The 17,038-nt window shown below is 61.1% G+C and carries 16 protein-coding genes; 7 read left to right on the plus strand and 9 right to left on the minus strand.

The window, feature by feature from the left end; translation table 11 throughout:
• Positions 1 to 5: 5 nt before the first annotated feature.
• The 3 genes from lepA to lptF form a co-directional block, all read right to left on the minus strand.
• Entirely contained in the window at positions 6 to 1,805 is a 1,800-nt protein-coding gene (lepA, locus tag NL123_RS24985; protein WP_003188853.1) for a translation elongation factor 4, read from the minus strand.
• Between the two features lie 151 nt (positions 1,806 to 1,956).
• Positions 1,957 to 3,036, minus strand: coding sequence for an LPS export ABC transporter permease LptG (gene lptG, locus NL123_RS24990; protein ID WP_494356570.1), 1,080 nt, complete (start codon positions 3,034 to 3,036; stop codon positions 1,957 to 1,959).
• Positions 3,029 to 4,147 (minus strand): LPS export ABC transporter permease LptF, encoded by a 1,119-nt coding sequence (lptF, locus tag NL123_RS24995; protein WP_248486410.1) that lies wholly within the window; start codon positions 4,145 to 4,147, stop codon positions 3,029 to 3,031. The genes lptG and lptF overlap by 8 nt, the downstream gene beginning before the upstream one ends.
• 284 nt (positions 4,148 to 4,431) lie before the next feature.
• Between lptF and NL123_RS25000 the strand changes: the two genes are divergently transcribed.
• The 5 genes from NL123_RS25000 (at position 4,432) to rlmF (ending at position 11,019) form a co-directional block, all read left to right on the plus strand.
• The gene (locus NL123_RS25000; protein WP_248486408.1) at positions 4,432 to 5,922 is read left to right on the plus strand and encodes a leucyl aminopeptidase; all 1,491 of its coding nucleotides are present in this window, start codon (positions 4,432 to 4,434) and stop codon (positions 5,920 to 5,922) included.
• A gap of 51 nt (positions 5,923 to 5,973) precedes the next feature.
• Entirely contained in the window at positions 5,974 to 6,402 is a 429-nt protein-coding gene (locus tag NL123_RS25005; RefSeq protein WP_012722396.1) for a DNA polymerase III subunit chi, read from the plus strand.
• Between the two features lie 7 nt (positions 6,403 to 6,409).
• The gene (locus tag NL123_RS25010; protein ID WP_248486406.1) at positions 6,410 to 6,793 is read left to right on the plus strand and encodes a DNA polymerase III subunit chi; all 384 of its coding nucleotides are present in this window, start codon (positions 6,410 to 6,412) and stop codon (positions 6,791 to 6,793) included.
• Between the two features lie 137 nt (positions 6,794 to 6,930).
• The gene (locus NL123_RS25015; protein WP_494356571.1) at positions 6,931 to 9,777 is read left to right on the plus strand and encodes a valine--tRNA ligase; all 2,847 of its coding nucleotides are present in this window, start codon (positions 6,931 to 6,933) and stop codon (positions 9,775 to 9,777) included.
• A 225-nt stretch (positions 9,778 to 10,002) separates the two neighbouring features.
• The gene (rlmF, locus tag NL123_RS25020) at positions 10,003 to 11,019 is read left to right on the plus strand and encodes a 23S rRNA (adenine(1618)-N(6))-methyltransferase RlmF (protein ID WP_071494019.1); all 1,017 of its coding nucleotides are present in this window, start codon (positions 10,003 to 10,005) and stop codon (positions 11,017 to 11,019) included.
• Between the two features lie 67 nt (positions 11,020 to 11,086).
• On the opposite strand, the gene NL123_RS25025 is transcribed toward rlmF, so the two are convergent.
• Positions 11,087 to 11,368 (minus strand): HU family DNA-binding protein, encoded by a 282-nt coding sequence (locus NL123_RS25025; RefSeq protein WP_003188840.1) that lies wholly within the window; start codon positions 11,366 to 11,368, stop codon positions 11,087 to 11,089.
• 397 nt (positions 11,369 to 11,765) lie between these two features.
• Here NL123_RS25025 and yejK point away from each other — a divergent pair, with 397 nt between their 5' ends.
• Both yejK and NL123_RS25035 read left to right on the plus strand, forming a co-directional pair.
• Positions 11,766 to 12,770 (plus strand): nucleoid-associated protein YejK, encoded by a 1,005-nt coding sequence (yejK, locus tag NL123_RS25030; protein WP_010212893.1) that lies wholly within the window; start codon positions 11,766 to 11,768, stop codon positions 12,768 to 12,770.
• The gene (locus NL123_RS25035; protein ID WP_248486402.1) at positions 12,770 to 13,120 is read left to right on the plus strand and encodes a glutaredoxin family protein; all 351 of its coding nucleotides are present in this window, start codon (positions 12,770 to 12,772) and stop codon (positions 13,118 to 13,120) included. Before yejK ends, NL123_RS25035 begins: the two co-directional genes overlap by 1 nt.
• Here NL123_RS25035 and NL123_RS25040 read toward each other — a convergent pair whose 3' ends face one another.
• The 5 genes from NL123_RS25040 to NL123_RS25060 are packed head-to-tail and all read right to left on the minus strand — an operon-like array spanning position 13,121 to position 16,882.
• Positions 13,121 to 14,098 (minus strand): FecR family protein, encoded by a 978-nt coding sequence (locus NL123_RS25040; protein WP_248486400.1) that lies wholly within the window; start codon positions 14,096 to 14,098, stop codon positions 13,121 to 13,123. It lies immediately after the preceding gene.
• Positions 14,095 to 14,673: an RNA polymerase sigma factor gene (locus NL123_RS25045; protein ID WP_248486399.1), complete on the minus strand. Its 579-nt coding sequence runs from the start codon at positions 14,671 to 14,673 to the stop codon at positions 14,095 to 14,097. Before NL123_RS25045 ends, NL123_RS25040 begins: the two co-directional genes overlap by 4 nt.
• Before the next feature lie 8 nt (positions 14,674 to 14,681).
• The gene (locus tag NL123_RS25050) at positions 14,682 to 15,008 is read right to left on the minus strand and encodes a DUF3325 domain-containing protein (protein ID WP_494356572.1); all 327 of its coding nucleotides are present in this window, start codon (positions 15,006 to 15,008) and stop codon (positions 14,682 to 14,684) included.
• Positions 15,009 to 16,583, minus strand: a complete 1,575-nt coding sequence (locus tag NL123_RS25055) for a PepSY-associated TM helix domain-containing protein (protein ID WP_494356573.1) — start codon at positions 16,581 to 16,583, stop codon at positions 15,009 to 15,011.
• Positions 16,580 to 16,882 (minus strand): DUF3649 domain-containing protein, encoded by a 303-nt coding sequence (locus NL123_RS25060; protein WP_071494024.1) that lies wholly within the window; start codon positions 16,880 to 16,882, stop codon positions 16,580 to 16,582. The genes NL123_RS25055 and NL123_RS25060 overlap by 4 nt, the downstream gene beginning before the upstream one ends.
• Positions 16,883 to 17,038 lie beyond the last annotated feature (156 nt).

Raw genomic sequence — 17,038 nt, forward strand, 5'->3', positions numbered from 1 at the left:
AGGACCTAACTATCCAACCTGAGCACCGCAAGGAAGGCTTCTTGTGGAACTTCCACGTTACCTACTTGCTTCATGCGTTTTTTACCGGCCTTTTGCTTCTCAAGCAGCTTGCGCTTACGGCTTACGTCACCGCCGTAGCATTTGGCCAGTACGTTCTTTCTGAGTGCCTTGACGGAGGTTCGTGCAATGATCTGCCCGCCAATGGCGGCCTGGATCGCGACGTCGAACATCTGGCGCGGAATCAGTTCTTTCATCTTCTCGGTCAACTGGCGACCTTTGTAGTGCGCGTTGTCCTTGTGCACGATCAGTGCCAGGGCATCGACCTTGTCGCCGTTGATCAACACATCCAGTTTCACCAGATTAGCCGATTGGTAACGGTCGAAATGGTAATCCAGCGAAGCATAGCCGCGGCTGGTGGATTTGAGACGGTCGAAGAAGTCCAGCACCACCTCGTTCATCGGCATATCGTAGGTCACCTGGACCTGGGTACCGAGGAACAGCATGTCGCGCTGTACGCCACGTTTTTCGATACACAAAGTGATGACGTTGCCCAAGTGCTCCTGCGGAACCAGGATATTGGCCCGCACGATAGGCTCGCGCATGTCTTCGATGGCCGACAGATCCGGGAGCTTGGACGGGTTGTCGACGTAAATCGTTTCACCGGTTTTCAGCAACAACTCGAAAATAACGGTGGGCGCGGTGGTGATCAGGTCCAGGTCGTATTCGCGCTCGAGGCGCTCCTGGATGATTTCCATGTGCAGCATGCCCAGGAACCCGCAACGGAAGCCGAAACCCAGGGCGTCGGAGCTTTCCGGGGTGTACTGCAGCGACGAGTCGTTGAGGGTCAGCTTCTGCAGGGCTTCGCGGAAGTCTTCGAAGTCGTCGGAGCTGACCGGGAACAGACCGGCGTAGACCTGCGGCTGGATGCGCTTGAAGCCCGGCAGCACGTCGACATCCGGCGTGGAGCTCAGGGTCAGGGTGTCCCCCACCGGTGCACCGTGAATGTCCTTGATACCGGCGATGATGAAGCCTACTTCACCGGCTTTCAGATCAACGGTCGCGGTGTGCTTGGGGTTGAATACACCGACGCTGTCCACCAGGTGGATCTTGCCGGTGGACTTGACCAGGATCTTGTCGCCCTTCTTCACACGGCCATGACGCACGCGCACCAGGGAGACAACGCCCAGGTAGTTGTCGAACCAGGAGTCGATGATCAACGCTTGCAGCGGATCTTCGTAGTTGCCGGTCGGCGCGGGGATGGTGTGCACCAGGCGTTCGAGCACTTCGTCGACACCCAGGCCGGTCTTGGCGCTGCAGGTGACGGCGTCGGTGGCGTCGATGCCGATGATCTTCTCGATCTCTTCCTTGACGCGCTCTGGCTCGGCCTGGGGCAGGTCGATCTTGTTCAGCACGGGCATGACTTCCAGGCCCTGCTCGATCGCGGTGTAGCAGTTGGCAACCGACTGCGCTTCCACGCCCTGGCCTGCGTCCACCACCAGCAAGGCACCTTCACAGGCCGCCAGGGAACGGCTGACTTCGTAGGTGAAGTCGACGTGGCCCGGGGTGTCAATGAAGTTCAGTTGGTAGGTGATACCGTCTTTGGCCTTGTAATACAGGGTAACGCTGTGGGCCTTGATGGTGATGCCGCGCTCGCGTTCGAGGTCCATGGAGTCCAGGACCTGGGCTTCCATTTCACGCTCGGCAAGGCCACCGCACATTTGGATGAACCGGTCGGCCAGCGTCGACTTGCCATGGTCAATGTGGGCGATGATGGAGAAATTGCGGATATGACTCAAATCACTCACGGATCAACACTCAAAAAGGCTGCAGGCAGATTGCCCGCTGAAAAATAGCCGGGAATTGTACCTGATGCTCAGGCCAGACGTCATCTTTGCTGACCAGAACAAAAATACCCCGATCTCTCGACCAGGGCATTTTTTGATCATAAGCGCGGTATCAACCGGCCCGACGCAGTAACCAGAAGCCCGCCAGGGCGCAGATGGCCGTGGGCACCAGCACCGCAAACAGCGGCGAGAAGCCGAACACCAGGCTCGACGGACCCAGCAGGTCCTGGGCGATGCGGAAGGTGAAACCCACCAGCACCCCCGTGAATACGCGCTGGCCCAGGGTCACCGAACGCAGCGGGCCAAAGATGAAGGAAATCGCCATCAGCACCAACGCGGCGGTCACCACCGGTTGCAACACCTTGACCCAGAACGCCAGCCAGTAGCGGCCGTTGTTCAGGCCCTGGTCCTTCAGATAGTGGATATAGCCCCACAACCCGGAGATCGGCAGGCTTTCCGGGATCATCACCACGGTATTGAGCAGTTCCGGCTTGAGGGCGATGTCCCACTCCTCGCTCGGCACGTTGATCACTTCAGTGCTGGCCTTGGTGCCTTGGCCGACATTACGGAAGTAGGTCGTGGTGACGTCGCTGAGTTGCCATTTTTCGCTACTGTACTGCGCACGTTTGGCGAAGCTGGATTCCAGCAGGTGACGTTCTTTGTCGAACGTGTAGCGGGTCACGCCAATCAACAGGCCACCGGGCTGCACCGCGTTGATATGGATGAACTCATCGCCCTGGCGGTGCCACAGGCCATGCTTGGAGCTTTGCGCGTCGCCCGACCCCTGGGCCAGGGCGCGATTGGCCTGGGCAGTGGTTTCGGCCGGTGGCGCGACGTATTCGCCGATCAGCACGCTGCAGGCCATCAGCAGCAGCATGGGCTTCATCACCGCCCAGACGATACGACCGATGGACACGCCGGCGGCGCGCATGATGGTCAGTTCGCTGTTGCTGGCCAGACTGCCCAGGCCGATCAGGCAGCCGATCAGCGCGGCCATCGGCATCATGTCGTAGAGGCGACGCGGCGCGGTGAGGGCCACATAACTCAGCACGTCCCACACGGTGTAGGTGTCGCTGACGTTGCCCACTTCATCGATGAAGGCGAACAACGACGCCAGCCCGAGGATGATGCCCAATACCGCCAGGATGGCGATCAGTACGCTGCTACCAATGTAGCGATCGAGCTTAGCCACGAGCCAACTCCTTCTGGCCGCGACGGCTCATCATTTTCAAACGGATCGGTTCCCAGTAGAGCAGCCCCAGGCCGATCACCAGGAAGATCCCGTGCACCCACCACAGGCCCAGGGTCGGCGACAGCTTGCCCTTCTCCAGGGAGCCGCGGGCGGAAATCAGGATGGTCAGGTAAGCCATGTACAGCAGGATCGCCGGCAACAGCTTGAGGAATCGGCCCTGACGCGGGTTGACGCGCGACAGCGGCACGGCCATCAAGGTCACGATGAACACCAGCAGCGGCAGGGAGAGTCGCCATTGCAGCTCGGCAACGGAGCGCAGTTCCTTGCTGCCCCACAGGTCAGTCGTCGGGATGGCATCACGGTCAGTGACTTCGTCGCTGATGTCCGGGCGAGCCAGCATCACGCCATAGGTGTCGTACTTGATTGCGCGGTAATCGGCCATGCCCGGACTGCCGTCATAGCGGTAGCCATTCTCCAGGATCAGGTAGCGACTGCCATCAGGACGCACTTCCTGGCGCCCCGAATCGGCCACCAGCACGGAAATGCCTCGGTCTTTCTTGTCCTGGCCCAGGCGTTTCTCGGAGATGAACACACCGCCCAGATTGGCGCGGTCGTCGGTCAGGGTTTCGGTGTAGGTCACCCGGGAACCGTCATTGAGCGCCTGGAAGCGACCGGGCTCGAGGGTGTCGAACTCGGTCATCGCATCCTGCTTGTTCAGCACCAACTGGAACTGCAAGGCGCCCTGGGGCGCCAGGCCCAGGCTCAGCCAGGCCACGATCAGCGCGATGCCGGCGGCCGGGATCATGGTCATGCCCAGCAAGCGCTGCTGGCTCATGCCGGTGGCCGAGAGCACGGTCATTTCGCTTTCGAGGTACAAGCGGCCATAGGCCAGCAGGATCCCGAGGAACAGGCCCAACGGCAAGATCAACTGCAAGAAGCCCGGCAGGCGGAAGCCCATGATCAGGAACAGCGAGCCCGGGTCCAGGGCGCCGGAGGCAGCCTGGGCCAGGTATTTGACGAAACGACCACTCATGATGATGACCAGCAGCACCGCACTCACGGCACTCAGGGTCAACAGGACTTCGCGGGACAGATAACGGAAGACAATCAAACCAGACACTCCAGGGTTGTCAGGCTAAGGCGGCCAAACAAGCAAGCATACCGAGACAGCCCGTTTATACAGGGCCGGCTAAAAAGATGGCGCATTATCCTGTGATTGACCGCGCCTGTCACGGAGCTTGCTCGTGCACACGCACAAAGCGTGCACCAAGGGTTGTCAGGCTCCGTCGGCGAGGTTCAAACTGCGGCCTTTGTCGCCGGCGGTTTACACAGCTGCCTGGTATTAAAGCCGGAGTACAGACTCCTGGCTAACCGACCTTTATAAGGGACCCGAAAATGGAACTGGTTGTAAAAAGCGTTAGCCCCGAAACGTTGAAAACCGCCACCCTCGTGGTCGCCATCGGCGAAGGCCGCAAGCTCGGCGTGGCCGCCAAGCAACTCGACGAACTCAGCGGCGGCGCTATCAGCGCAGTGCTCAAGCGCGGCGACCTGGCCGGCAAAGTCGGCCAGAGCCTGCTGCTGCAAAGCCTGCCCAACCTCAAGGCCGACCGCGTATTGCTGGTAGGCGTGGGCAAGGATGCCGAGCTGGGCGACCGCCCGTTCCGCAAGATCATCAGCGGCATCCTCAACACCCTCAAGGGCCTGGGTGGCACTGATGCCGCACTGGCCCTCGATGAAATCGTGGTCAAAGGCCGTGACAGCTACGGCAAGACCCGCCTGCTGGCCGAAAGCCTGGTGGACGGCGGCTATATCTTCGACCAGTTCAAGAGCACCAAGGCCGAACCGCGTGCCCTGAAGAAAATCACCCTGCTGACCATCAAGGCCGCCCAGGCTGAAGTCGAGCGCGCCGTGACCCACGCGACTGCAATCGCCAACGGCATGTCGTTCACCCGTGACCTGGGCAACCTGCCGCCGAACATCTGCCACCCGACGTTCCTCGGCGAACAGGCCAAGGCGCTGGGCAAGGAGTTCAAGGGCCTGAAAGTCGAAGTGCTGGACGAGAAGAAGATCAAGGAACTGGGCATGGGCTCGTTCTATGCCGTGGGCCAAGGCAGCGACCAGCCGCCACGCCTGATCGTGATGCAATACAACGGCGGCAAGAAGTCCGAGAAGCCTTACGCCCTGGTGGGTAAAGGCATCACCTTCGACACCGGCGGCATCAGCCTCAAGCCGGGCCTGGGCATGGACGAGATGAAGTACGACATGGGCGGCGCCGCCAGCGTGTTCGGCACCCTGCGTGCCGTGCTGGAACTCAAGCTGCCGATCAACCTGGTGTGCATCCTGGCCTGTGCCGAGAACATGCCGAGCGGCGGCGCGACCCGTCCGGGTGACATCGTCACCACCCTCAGCGGCCAGACCGTCGAAATCCTCAACACCGACGCCGAAGGCCGCCTGGTGCTGTGCGATGCCCTGACCTACGCCGAGCGCTTCAAGCCACAGGCCGTGATCGACATCGCCACCCTGACCGGCGCATGCATCGTCGCCCTGGGCTCCCACACTTCCGGCCTGCTGGGTAACAGCGACGAGCTGATCGAGCAACTGCTCAGCGCCGGTAAAGCCGCCGACGACCGCGCCTGGCAACTGCCGCTGTTCGATGAGTACCAGGAACAGCTGGACAGCCCGTTCGCCGACATCGCCAACATCGGTGGTCCAAAAGCCGGCACCATCACTGCGGCCTGCTTCCTGTCGCGCTTTGCCAAGAACTTCAACTGGGCGCACCTGGACATCGCCGGCACGGCCTGGACCAGCGGCGGCAAGGACAAGGGCGCCACTGGCCGTCCGGTGCCATTGTTGACCCAGTACCTGCTGGATCGCGCCAAGGCCTGAAACTGAAGATTCCGAGGCGACTCTTACGTCGCCTCGGTCTCAGGAACCGCAATGACCCAAGTCGACTTCTATATATTGCCCAGCGCCGATCCGCTCGCGCGCCTGGACTTTGCCTGCAAACTCACCGAAAAAGCCTGGCGCATGGGCCACCGCATCTACCTGCATTGCAGCGATGCCGCCCAACGCGATGAGCTGGATGCCCGCCTGTGGCGCTTCAAGGGCGAAAGCTTCGTACCCCACGGCCCCGCCGAGTCTGAACCTGAAGGCCTGGTGGTGCTGGGTTTGGGTGACAGTTGCGGCGATCACCATGACCTGCTGGTCAACCTGGACCTGAAAGTACCGCCATTCGCCAAGGCTTTTGCCCGTGTGGCAGAGGTGGTGGTGGAAGATCCGGCTATTCGTCAGGCCGCGCGGGAGAGTTTCCGTTTCTACCGCGAACAGGGCTATCCTCTCCAGGATCACCGGCTACAACGACTTTGAGTAAATGATGGACACGCCAAACCCGCAGAAAAAAGACGACCACCTGCTGGACGACCTGGAGTCGATCCGTCAGTTACTGGGTGATGATGACTTGCAACCGCCGCTGTTGACCGAGACGGTCGATGGCGAGGTACAGATTCCGCTGCTGTTCGACATGGTCGGCGGCAAACCTGTCGCGCCGGAGCCGGTTGTCGAAGCTCCCGCCGTCGAACCTGCCCCCGCTGAAAAAGGGCCCGACGCCCTGCTACTGCACCTGGACAACGAACTGCGCGCCGCCGCACAACTGATCATGCAGGACGTGATCGACGACTTCGCCCCGCATATCGAAACCGAGATCAAGCGCCGGCTGGATGCGCGGATGGAGCGGCTGCTCAGCCAATACCAGTCCTGAGCCTTGCATAAACTTCCTGTGGGAGGGGACAAGCCTCCCACCTTTGATTTGCACAAGTCTTCAACTCGCCCTCAGCTCCCAGCCCCGTTATACTTGCCGGCTTTCCTGAATAAATGCCAACTAGGGTCCCGCCGCGCATGGATAAGACCTACCAGCCGCACGCCATCGAAACTTCCTGGTACAACACCTGGGAATCCGAGAATTATTTCGCCCCGCAAGGCGCGGGCGATTCCTACACCATCATGATTCCGCCACCGAACGTCACTGGCAGCCTGCACATGGGCCATGGCTTCAACAATGCGATCATGGATGCACTGATCCGTTTCCGCCGCATGCAGGGCCGCAACACCCTGTGGCAGCCAGGCACCGACCACGCCGGTATCGCCACCCAGATGCTGGTGGAACGCCAACTCGAAGCCACCGGCCAGAACCGTCACGACCTGGGCCGCGAGAAATTCCTGGAAAAGATCTGGGAATGGAAGGATCAGTCCGGCGGCAATATCAGCCGTCAGATCCGTCGTCTCGGCTCGTCCGTAGACTGGAGCCGCGAGCGCTTCACCATGGACGACGGCCTGTCGGAATCTGTGAAAGAAGCCTTCGTGCGCCTGCATGAAGACGGCTTGATCTACCGCGGCAAGCGCCTGGTCAACTGGGACACCAAGTTGCACACGGCGATTTCCGACCTTGAAGTGGAAAACCACGACGAGAAAGGCTTCCTGTGGAACCTCAAGTACCCGCTGGCCGACGGCGCCAAGACCGCTGAAGGCAACGACTACCTGATCGTCGCCACCACGCGTCCGGAAACCATGCTCGGCGACGCCGCCGTGGCGGTTAACCCGAACGATGAACGCTACCTGGCGCTGATCGGCAAGTTTGTCGAACTGCCGCTGGTTGGCCGCCGTATCCCGATCATCGCGGACGACTACTGCGACCCTGAATTCGGCACCGGTTGCGTGAAAATCACCCCGGCCCACGATTTCAACGACTACGAAGTCGGCAAGCGCCATAACCTGCCGCTGCTGAATATCTTCGACAAGAACGCCGCCGTTCTGCCGGCCTGCCAGGTGTTCAACCTGGACGGCACACTGAACGAGAGCATCGACGGCAAGATCCCGGCTGAATACGCCGGCCTCGACCGTTTTGAAGCGCGCAAGCAGATCGTTGCTGCCTTCGACGCCGCCGGCCTGTTGGTGAGCGTTGACGACCACGGCCTGAAAGTGCCGAAGGGCGATCGCTCCGGCACTGTGATCGAGCCGTGGCTGACCGACCAGTGGTACGTGTCCACCAAGCCGCTGGCAGAACCGGCGATTGCCGCTGTGGAAGACGGCCGCATCCAGTTCGTGCCCAAGCAGTACGAAAACATGTACTTCTCGTGGATGCGCGATATCCAGGACTGGTGCATCAGCCGTCAACTCTGGTGGGGCCACCGCATCCCGGCCTGGTATGACGAGTCGGGCAAGGTCTATGTAGGCCGTGACGAGGCCGAAGTGCGCGCCAAGCACAACCTGGGCCCCGACGTTGCGCTGCAGCAGGACAACGACGTACTGGACACTTGGTTCAGCTCGGGCCTGTGGACCTTCTCCACCCTGGGTTGGCCGCAACAGACCGAATTCCTGAAGAAATTCCACTCCACCGACGTACTGGTCACCGGCTTCGACATCATTTTCTTCTGGGTTGCCCGGATGATCATGCTGACCATGCACCTGGTGAAGAACGAGGACGGCACCCCGCAGGTACCGTTCAAGACCGTGTACGTGCACGGCCTGGTGCGTGACGGCCAGGGCCAGAAGATGTCCAAGTCCAAGGGTAACGTCCTGGACCCACTGGACATCATCGATGGCATCGACCTGGAAACCCTGGTGCAGAAACGCACCTCGGGCCTGATGCAGCCGAAACTGGCGAAGAAGATCGAGAAGCAGACCCGCGACGAGTTCGCCGATGGCATCGCCAGCTACGGCACAGACGCCCTGCGTTTCACCTTCTGCTCGCTGGCGTCTACCGGTCGCGACATCAAGTTCGACATGGGCCGCGTCGAAGGCTATCGCAACTTCTGCAACAAGATCTGGAACGCGGCGCGCTACGTGCTGGATAAAGGCGAAGACTGTGGTCAGAACGGCGAAGCCGTCGAACTGAGCCTGGCCGACCGCTGGATCATCTCGCAACTGCAACGCACCGAAGCCGAAGTGACCCGCCAGCTCGACCAGTTCCGTTTCGACCTGGCCGCACAGGCCCTGTACGAGTTCATCTGGAACCAGTATTGCGACTGGTACCTGGAACTCTCCAAGCCGGTCCTGTGGGACGAGAACGCACCGATCGAACGTCAGCGCGGCACCCGTCGCACCCTGGTGCGCGTACTCGAAGTGGCGTTGCGCCTGGCGCACCCGTTCATGCCGTTCATCACCGAAGAAATCTGGCAGCGCCTGGCGCCACTGGCCGGTATCGAAGGCAAGACCATCATGCTGCAACCTTGGCCGGTGGCCAACGAAGCGCGCATCGATGAAGCGGCCGAAAGCGATATCGAATGGCTCAAGACCCTGATGATGGGTACGCGTAACATCCGTGCCGAGATGAACATCGGGCCGGGCAAGCCATTGGCGGTGTTTGTGAAGAACGCCAGCGCCGAGGATCTGCGTCGTCTCGCCGAGAACGATGCGCTGCTCAAGAAGCTGGCGAAGCTGGAGTCGATCACCGTATTGGCAACCGGCGAAGAAGCACCGCTGTCCGCGACCGCACTGGTTGGCGAGATGGAAGTGCTGGTGCCGATGGCCGGCCTGATCGACAAGGGTGCCGAACTGGCCCGTCTCGACAAGGAAATCGCACGCCTGCAAGGCGAAGTGCAGCGGGTGGGCGGCAAGCTGTCCAACGCGGCGTTCGTCGACAAAGCGCCGGCTGAAGTGATCGAGAAGGAACGCGCCAAACTGGCCGAGGCTGAACAGGCCCTGGGCAAGCTGGCGGAGCAACATGCGCGGATTTCCAGCCTGTAAGGTGTGAGTCGTGTAGAAAAAGAGACCTTCGGGTCTCTTTTTTTGTCTGAAACGCCTATACACGCGGCCAATGTGGGAGGGTGCTTGCCCCCGATGGCGGTGTATCAGTCTCATTCTTTTTGACTGTCACACCGCCATCGGGGGCAAGCACCCTCCCACATTTGACCGGGACAGGCTCAGGATGTGTGACAATGCCCACCACTTTGAGCCAACACCAGAATCATCATGACCGCCCCCAGCACGCCAAAACCTCCGCGCAAGAAGCCTAAAACCGCAGCCACGGCCAAGCCCGTTGTGCCGCGCAAAGAGGCCACCCTGCATCCGCGCAACCGCCACACAGGCCGCTACGACTTCCCGGCGCTGATCAAGACCACGCCGGAACTGGCGCAATTCGTGATCATCAACCCGTACGGCAAGGAAAGTATCGACTTCGCCAGCCCGGATGCGGTGCGCGTGTTCAACCGTGCGCTGCTCAAAGCCTTCTACGGCATCCAGCACTGGGACATTCCGGCCGACTACCTGTGCCCACCAGTGCCGGGGCGTGCGGATTACGTACATTTCCTCGCCGACCTGCTGGCCAGCACCAATGAAGGCAAGATCCCGCGCGGTTCGATCGTCAAGGTGCTGGACATCGGCATGGGCGCCAACTGCGTCTACCCGCTGATTGGCTACATGGAATACCGCTGGAACTTCCTCGGCTCCGAGGTCGACCCTATCGCAGTGGCCGCAGCCAAGGCCATCGTGCAGTCCAACGACCTGAGCAAGGTCATCCAGTTGCGCCAGCAAACCAACCCCAAGCAGATCCTGCTAGGCTTGCTGGAGCCGGGTGAGCGCTTCGACCTGACGATGTGCAACCCGCCGTTCCATGCGTCCATGGACGAAGCGACCAAGGGCAGCGAACGCAAATGGCGCGCCCTGGGCAAGGCCGATCCCAAGCGCAAGTTGCCGGTGCTGAACTTTGGTGGCCAATCGGCTGAACTGTGGTGTGAAGGTGGCGAAGCGCGCTTTGTGACGCAACTGATCGCTGAAAGTGCGCATTTTGCCCACAAGGTGTTGTGGTTCAGTTGCCTGGTGTCAAAAGCGTCGAACTTGCCCGCGATCGAGACAGCCCTGAAAAAAGCCGGCGTGCTGGAAAGCCAGGTGGTGGAAATGTCCCAGGGGCAGAAGCAGAGCCGCTTTGTAGCCTGGACCTTCCAGACCAAGAACGAGCAACAGATCTGGCGCCAGCGCTGGGTGCGCTAGACACAAATCGCAGGCAACAAAAAACCGTGCCCGGATCGCTCCGAAGCACGGTTTTTTTTGCTGCGTCTTACTTGTTAACAGCGTCGGTCAGGCCTTTGGCCACAACCAGCTTGATAACTTTCTTGGCAGCGATTTCGATGGCAGCGCCAGTCGAAGGGTTACGGCCAGTACGGGCAGGACGCTCGGTCACTTTCAGTTTGCCAACGCCTGGCAGAGTGATTTCGCCGCCGTTTTCCAGCTGGTCAGCAACAACTTGGCTCAGTTGGTCCAGCAGAGCGCGCACGGTAGTTTTCGGTGCGTCTACTGCTTCAGCCAGGTCAGCGATCAGTTGGTCTTTAGTAATAGCCATTGTGGTGTTCCTTCCCTATCAAATTCATATGGATTGCAGAGTGCAGTGTCAGCCGTCGAGCCCGACCGTCATGGTCTGGCACCCCAGGCTTATAACCACGGAGATCGGGGTTATAGATGCTTGAAACGGGGATTGGTTCGACCTGACAGATGCTGAATGCACGCTTATCGCCGAGACTTGGCGTAAGACGGGGCAAAACTAGCACAGAGACGGGGAAATATCCGCCTCTACCTACCCATTTGGTCAGCTTTATCGCTCTAAACCGTGAAAAAAAGGCATATGCCCCGTCGGAAGCTGCCCAAAACACCCTTCGAAGCACGTCTTGGCCAATGGTGCGGTACACTTGGCGACTTTTCGGGGAGGCCCACCGCTCCCCTCTCAACCAGCCGAGAAGCCTATGCCGATCCGTCATTGCATCGTCCACCTGATCGACAAAAAACCCGACGGCACACCCGCAGTTCTCCATGCCCGCGACTCCGAGCTTGCCGAGTCGGCCGCCATCGAGAACATGCTTGCCGACCTCAACGAGAGCTACAACGCCAAACAAGGCAAGGCCTGGGGTTTCTTCCATGCCGAGTCGGGCGCGCACCCGTTCAGCGGCTGGTTGAAGGAGTATTTCGACGGCGGGCAGGATTTCACCACCTTCAGCCGCACGGCGGTCGAGCACCTGCAGAAGCTGATGGAAGAGTCCAACCTTTCCACCGGCGGGCATGTGCTGTTCGCCCACTACCAACAGGGCATGACCGACTACCTGGCCATCGCCCTGCTGCACCACAGCGAAGGCGTGGCGGTGACCGACGAGCTGGACGTGACCCCGTCCCGTCACCTGGACCTGGGCCAACTGCACCTGGCGGCGCGGATCAACGTGTCCGAGTGGCAGAACAACAAGCAGTCCAAGCAGTACATTTCGTTTATCAAGGGCAAGAACGGCAAGAAGGTGTCGGAATACTTCCGCGACTTCATCGGCTGCCAGGAAGGCGTCGACGGCCCGGGCGAAACCCGCACCTTGCTCAAGGCGTTCAGTGACTTCGTGGAGAGCGAAGACCTGCCGGACGAATCCGCCCGCGAAAAAACCAAGACCCTGGTGGACTACGCCAGCAGCCAGGCCAAGCTCGGCGAACCCATGGGCCTGGAAGAACTCTCGGGGCTGATCGATGAAGATCGGCCAAAGGCGTTCTACGACCATATCCGCAACAAGGACTACGGCCTGTCACCGGAGATTCCGGCGGATAAACGCACCCTCAACCAGTTCCGCCGCTTCACCGGCCGCGCCGAGGGCCTGTCCATCAGCTTTGAAGCACACCTGCTGGGCGACAAGATCGAGTACGACGAAGCCGCCGGCACCTTGATCATCAAGGGCCTGCCGACCCAACTGACCGACCAGCTCAAGCGCCGTAACTGATGCTCGGCGGGGTCTTCAAGAAAGTCCTGCTGGTATTGCTGGTGGTGGTGGTGATCCAGAACTGGGGCAAGATCGAGCGGGTGTTCAACCCATCGCAGGTGGTGCCAGAGCAGACGCGGGCGAAGGCGCGCGTGGCGCTCTACGCCACCGAGTGGTGCGGGTACTGCAAGCAGATCCGCCGTTTCCTGGACCAGAAAGGCATCCCTTACCAGGCGTTCGATATCGAGAAGGACGCCCAGGCGCGCAAGGCGTATGAGGCGTTGGGCGGTGGTGGGATTCCGTTTGTGGACGTGAACGGCACACTGATTCGCGAGTACAGCCCGGAGAAGATCATGGCAGCGCTGAAGTAATCAGCGCACCACGATCATGCGCCCCAGCACGTGGTGCTGTTCAAACCCCAGCACCGCCTGCAACGCATTCAGCACCGCCAGTGGGTCCTTGCTCGGGAAGCTGCCGCTGACGCGTTTGGCGCCCATCTCGTCGTTGAGCAACAGGATGCGACCGGGGTAGTAACGGCCCAGGTCCTTCACCACGTCCGCCAGCGGCGCCTTGTAGTAGTTGAGCCAGCCGTCGCGCCAGGCCAGGCGTGATTCGCTGTCGACCCCATGCATCGGTTCGGCACTGCCATCGGCGTAGGCCACTTGCTGGCCGGCGGTAAGAATCTGCTGTTGCCCCTGCTTTGACGGCGTCACGCCAACCCGCCCGGACAACACCGTTACCTGGGCGCCTGCCGGTTGCAGGCGCACTTCGAACTGAGTACCCAGCACCCGCGCTTCACCGCTGCCCGCCTCCACCACGAACGACTCACCGGTATGGGTCACGCTGAAAAAACCGGCGCCGCGACGCAACTGGATATGCCGCTCACCATGGTTGAAATCCACAGCGATGGCGCTGTCAGCGTCCAGGGTGACCTGGGATTTGTCAGCCAGCGTGACGGTTTTGATTTCCCCGGGCGCCGTCACGTAGTCCGCACCAAAGTCATCGACCCACCGCGACGGCTGCCAACCAGCCCCCATGGACACCATCACCAACAGGCACGCAGCCATGGCCAACGCCCCGGACCAACGCACCACCCGCGAACGCTTCGGGGTGTTCATCGCATTGAGGTAGCCCTGCAAGGCCATTGCCTCTTCATCCGCCAGCCTGCGCGCCGGGACTTCGCTCAACTCCCACAGCACCTGGGCCTGGGCATACGCCTCGACATGCGCAGGATCGGCCCGCAGCCAGCGGCTGAACGTGGCCTGGTCACCGCTGCTCGGCTGATCATGCAACAGGCTCAGCCAGGCCAGTGCGGCGTGTTCCTGGGCGGGCGTGGGGGTGACGTTCACGGTGCTTTCCCTGGCGTGCGTGGGGATGAGGGGTCGCGAAGGCTGGCTTTACAGGCTTCGAGGGCACGCATCATATGTTTTTCCACGGCACTTTGGGACAAGCCCATGGCCTTGGCGATTTCTGCGTACTTGCGGCCGTGGATGCGGTTGAGCAGGAAAATCTGCCGCGTGCGCTCGGGCAAGCTGCGCAGGGCCGCTTCGACATGGCGCAGATCATTGCCAGCTTCCAGCGCCGCCTGGGGCTCGGAGCCTTGGTTGTCCTGCTGTTCGGGCAGCCAGCCTTCGTTGCTGCGCACTCGCGCGCCTTCGCTGCGCAAGTGATCGATGGCGATATTGCCGGCGCAGCGCAACAGGTAGGTACTGAGTTCTTCGACCTGCACCAGCGGCCGGCGCCAGAAGCGCAGGAACAGGTCCTGCACCAGGTCCGCCGCCGTCGCGCGGCACCCCACGCGGCGACTCACCAGGGCCTCCATCTGCGAACGCTGGGACAGGAACACCTGCAGGAAATGCGCACGCCCACCGGCCGCGTCAGCGTGCTGGCTGTCCTGGGGTTCGGGTGGGGTGCTGATCATCATGGGCGGGCTCAGAGGGTGGCGAAGGCTGCAACAGGGCTGGCGAGCAGGCCGACACCCGCCAGGATCAAGGCCAGCCTTGGCCTATATGGCAACAGAAACACCAGCAGCAATGCGCTGAGCATCAACACGGCGCACCACTCCACCAGGCCCTGGCCCCAACCGGCGATGGCCACGGCGGGCCAGATCGACACGGTCAGCAGCAACCACCCGGCCACACGCAACCCCGTACGCCGACGGGACGAGAGTTTGCTGTGCAGCAACTCACCGTGATGACGGTCGGTGGATAAGCACAATGCGGTGAACCCGACGTAGCACATCAGCAGCGCCAGTAGCATTCAGTTCGCCTCCTGCTTGAGCGTCAACCCGCGTGCACGTTCGGCCTTGGGCGCAGGCACGGTGCGGTGCTGCATCTTCCAGGCTGCCCAGCCGAGGAACACGCCGCTGGCCAGGCACGTCAGGTCGAAGCCGGCCATGGCCCAGTCGCCGGTGGCCAATGAAACGCCCAGGTGATGCGAGGTGGTCAACGCGTTGAGCAATGGAATGGCAATAAACAGCAATGCGCCGACGCTCAACTGCTCGACCCAGCCCTGGCGGCCACGCCGCAGGATGGCGTGAAGCAGGCTCAGGCCCCAGGCAATAAAGAAGGTCTGCACTTCCCAGTCGGAACGCTCGGCGAAGCTCACCGGCAGCAGGCGGTTGGCCCAGAAGAACGCCGCGATAGCGATCATCAGCCCGGACATGCTGGCAATGTTGAGCACTTCCACCAGTCGCAACTCAAAGGGCATCACGCCGGCCTTGGCGTGCTTGAGCTGGCGCTTGCCAAGCCAGATGACCAGCCCGGTGCCGATCATCGCCGTGCCCGCCAACCCACAGATAAAGTACAACCAGCGCAGCACCGGGCCGGCGAAATGGCCCATGTGCAGGCCATAGAAACTGCCGCCGATAGCCGCCGGCAGCGACTGCCCGCCACTCACTCGCAACAGTTCACCGGTGCTGCCATTGAAGGACACAGTACTGCCGAAATCGTGCACCACGCTGTCGGAACCTGCTCGAAATACATTGACCGAGGCGTTCACATCGCTGGGGTTATTCACCGCCACACGCCCCACATGCCCACCCGCCCACTGCGCACGCGCCTGCTCGTACATCGGCACCAGCGGCAGCAATGTGCCTGGCTGGCCAGATGCCGGTGCGTTGTTGGTGTTCGGGAACACCTCGCTGAAAAAGGCGCGGGTGTCGTTGCCGTAGGAAGCCAGGATCGGTGCTGGCATCACCATGCTCATGAAGATCACCAGGCTGCTGTAGGTGATCATCAGATGGAAGGGCAGCACCAGGACACCCACCGCGTTGTGCCCGTCAAGCCAGGAACGCTGGCCTTTGCGGGGGCGGAAGGTGAAGAAGTCCTTGAAGATTTTCTTGTGGGTGATGATGCCGGTGATCAGCGCGATGAACATCACCATCGCGGCGATGGTCGACAGCCAGCGGCCCCACGGGTAAGGCATTTGCAGCTGGAAATGGAAACGATAGAAGAACTCGCCGCCCATGCTTTCACGGGCCTGCACGGCCTGGCCGGTGACGGGGTCGAGGGTTTTCTGGATGAAGTTGCCACGCTTGCCGGGGTCGACTTTGTCCTGCCACATCACCGACAGGCCGGGATCGCGGCTATCCGGCAAGGTAATGAACCAGCGAGCGGCGGTGGGTGCGACCTGCTGCAGATAGGTTTGGGCGACGGTGAGGCTGCGTGCATCGTCCAAGGGACGGGCCTGCACTTCGGGCTGCATCCAGTGGCTGATCTCGTCCTTGAAATACGACAGGGTGCCTGTCAGGAAAATCGCAAACAGCAGCCAGCCAAAGATCAGCCCGGCCCAGGTGTGCAACCAGGCCATCGCCTGACGGAAACCCTCTTTCATACCCGTGCCATCCACAAGCCCACACCCGCCAAGGTGGCAAACGCGGCACTTGGCAGCATCACGCCGAACCAGGCACGTGCGGCGCTGCGGCAGGCGAAACACCAGATGACTGCCAGCAGGTAGAACACGAAGGAACTCATCATCCCGGTGATCACCGCATCGGCGCGGGAGGTGGGCAGCCACAGCGCCAGGCAGATACTGGCCAGGGACGCCATCAGGTAACCGCCCACCACGGCAGCCAACACACGCGAGGTCACGGCAAGACGATAAGAGACAGGCAGCGAGGTTTTGCTTTTCATGCGGGAGGCGCCAGGTTCATCAGCGCGCAATATTAATGATAAATATTCTCATAAGCAAAACAGAACGGATGAATCACCTGCGCGGATGGATTGCCGAAGCCCTTCACGGCCCCTACAATGCGAACAATTCTTGTTCTCTAAAGCATGGCGATGCTT

It is taken from the genome of Pseudomonas sp. FBCC-B1565 (genome assembly GCF_059133265.1).

Coding starts and splice junctions, on each gene's coding strand:
- NL123_RS25000 (WP_248486408.1), top strand. CDS start 4,432: ATGGAACTGGTTGTAAAAAGCGTTAGCCCCGAAACGTTGAAAACCGCC.
- NL123_RS25005 (WP_012722396.1), top strand. CDS start 5,974: ATGACCCAAGTCGACTTCTATATATTGCCCAGCGCCGATCCGCTCGCG.
- NL123_RS25010 (WP_248486406.1), top strand. CDS start 6,410: ATGGACACGCCAAACCCGCAGAAAAAAGACGACCACCTGCTGGACGAC.
- NL123_RS25015 (WP_494356571.1), top strand. CDS start 6,931: ATGGATAAGACCTACCAGCCGCACGCCATCGAAACTTCCTGGTACAAC.
- rlmF (WP_071494019.1), top strand. CDS start 10,003: ATGACCGCCCCCAGCACGCCAAAACCTCCGCGCAAGAAGCCTAAAACC.
- NL123_RS25025 (WP_003188840.1), bottom strand. CDS start 11,368: ATGGCTATTACTAAAGACCAACTGATCGCTGACCTGGCTGAAGCAGTA.
- yejK (WP_010212893.1), top strand. CDS start 11,766: ATGCCGATCCGTCATTGCATCGTCCACCTGATCGACAAAAAACCCGAC.
- NL123_RS25035 (WP_248486402.1), top strand. CDS start 12,770: ATGCTCGGCGGGGTCTTCAAGAAAGTCCTGCTGGTATTGCTGGTGGTG.
- NL123_RS25045 (WP_248486399.1), bottom strand. CDS start 14,673: ATGATGATCAGCACCCCACCCGAACCCCAGGACAGCCAGCACGCTGAC.
- NL123_RS25050 (WP_494356572.1), bottom strand. CDS start 15,008: ATGCTACTGGCGCTGCTGATGTGCTACGTCGGGTTCACCGCATTGTGC.
- NL123_RS25055 (WP_494356573.1), bottom strand. CDS start 16,583: ATGAAAGAGGGTTTCCGTCAGGCGATGGCCTGGTTGCACACCTGGGCC.
- NL123_RS25060 (WP_071494024.1), bottom strand. CDS start 16,882: ATGAAAAGCAAAACCTCGCTGCCTGTCTCTTATCGTCTTGCCGTGACC.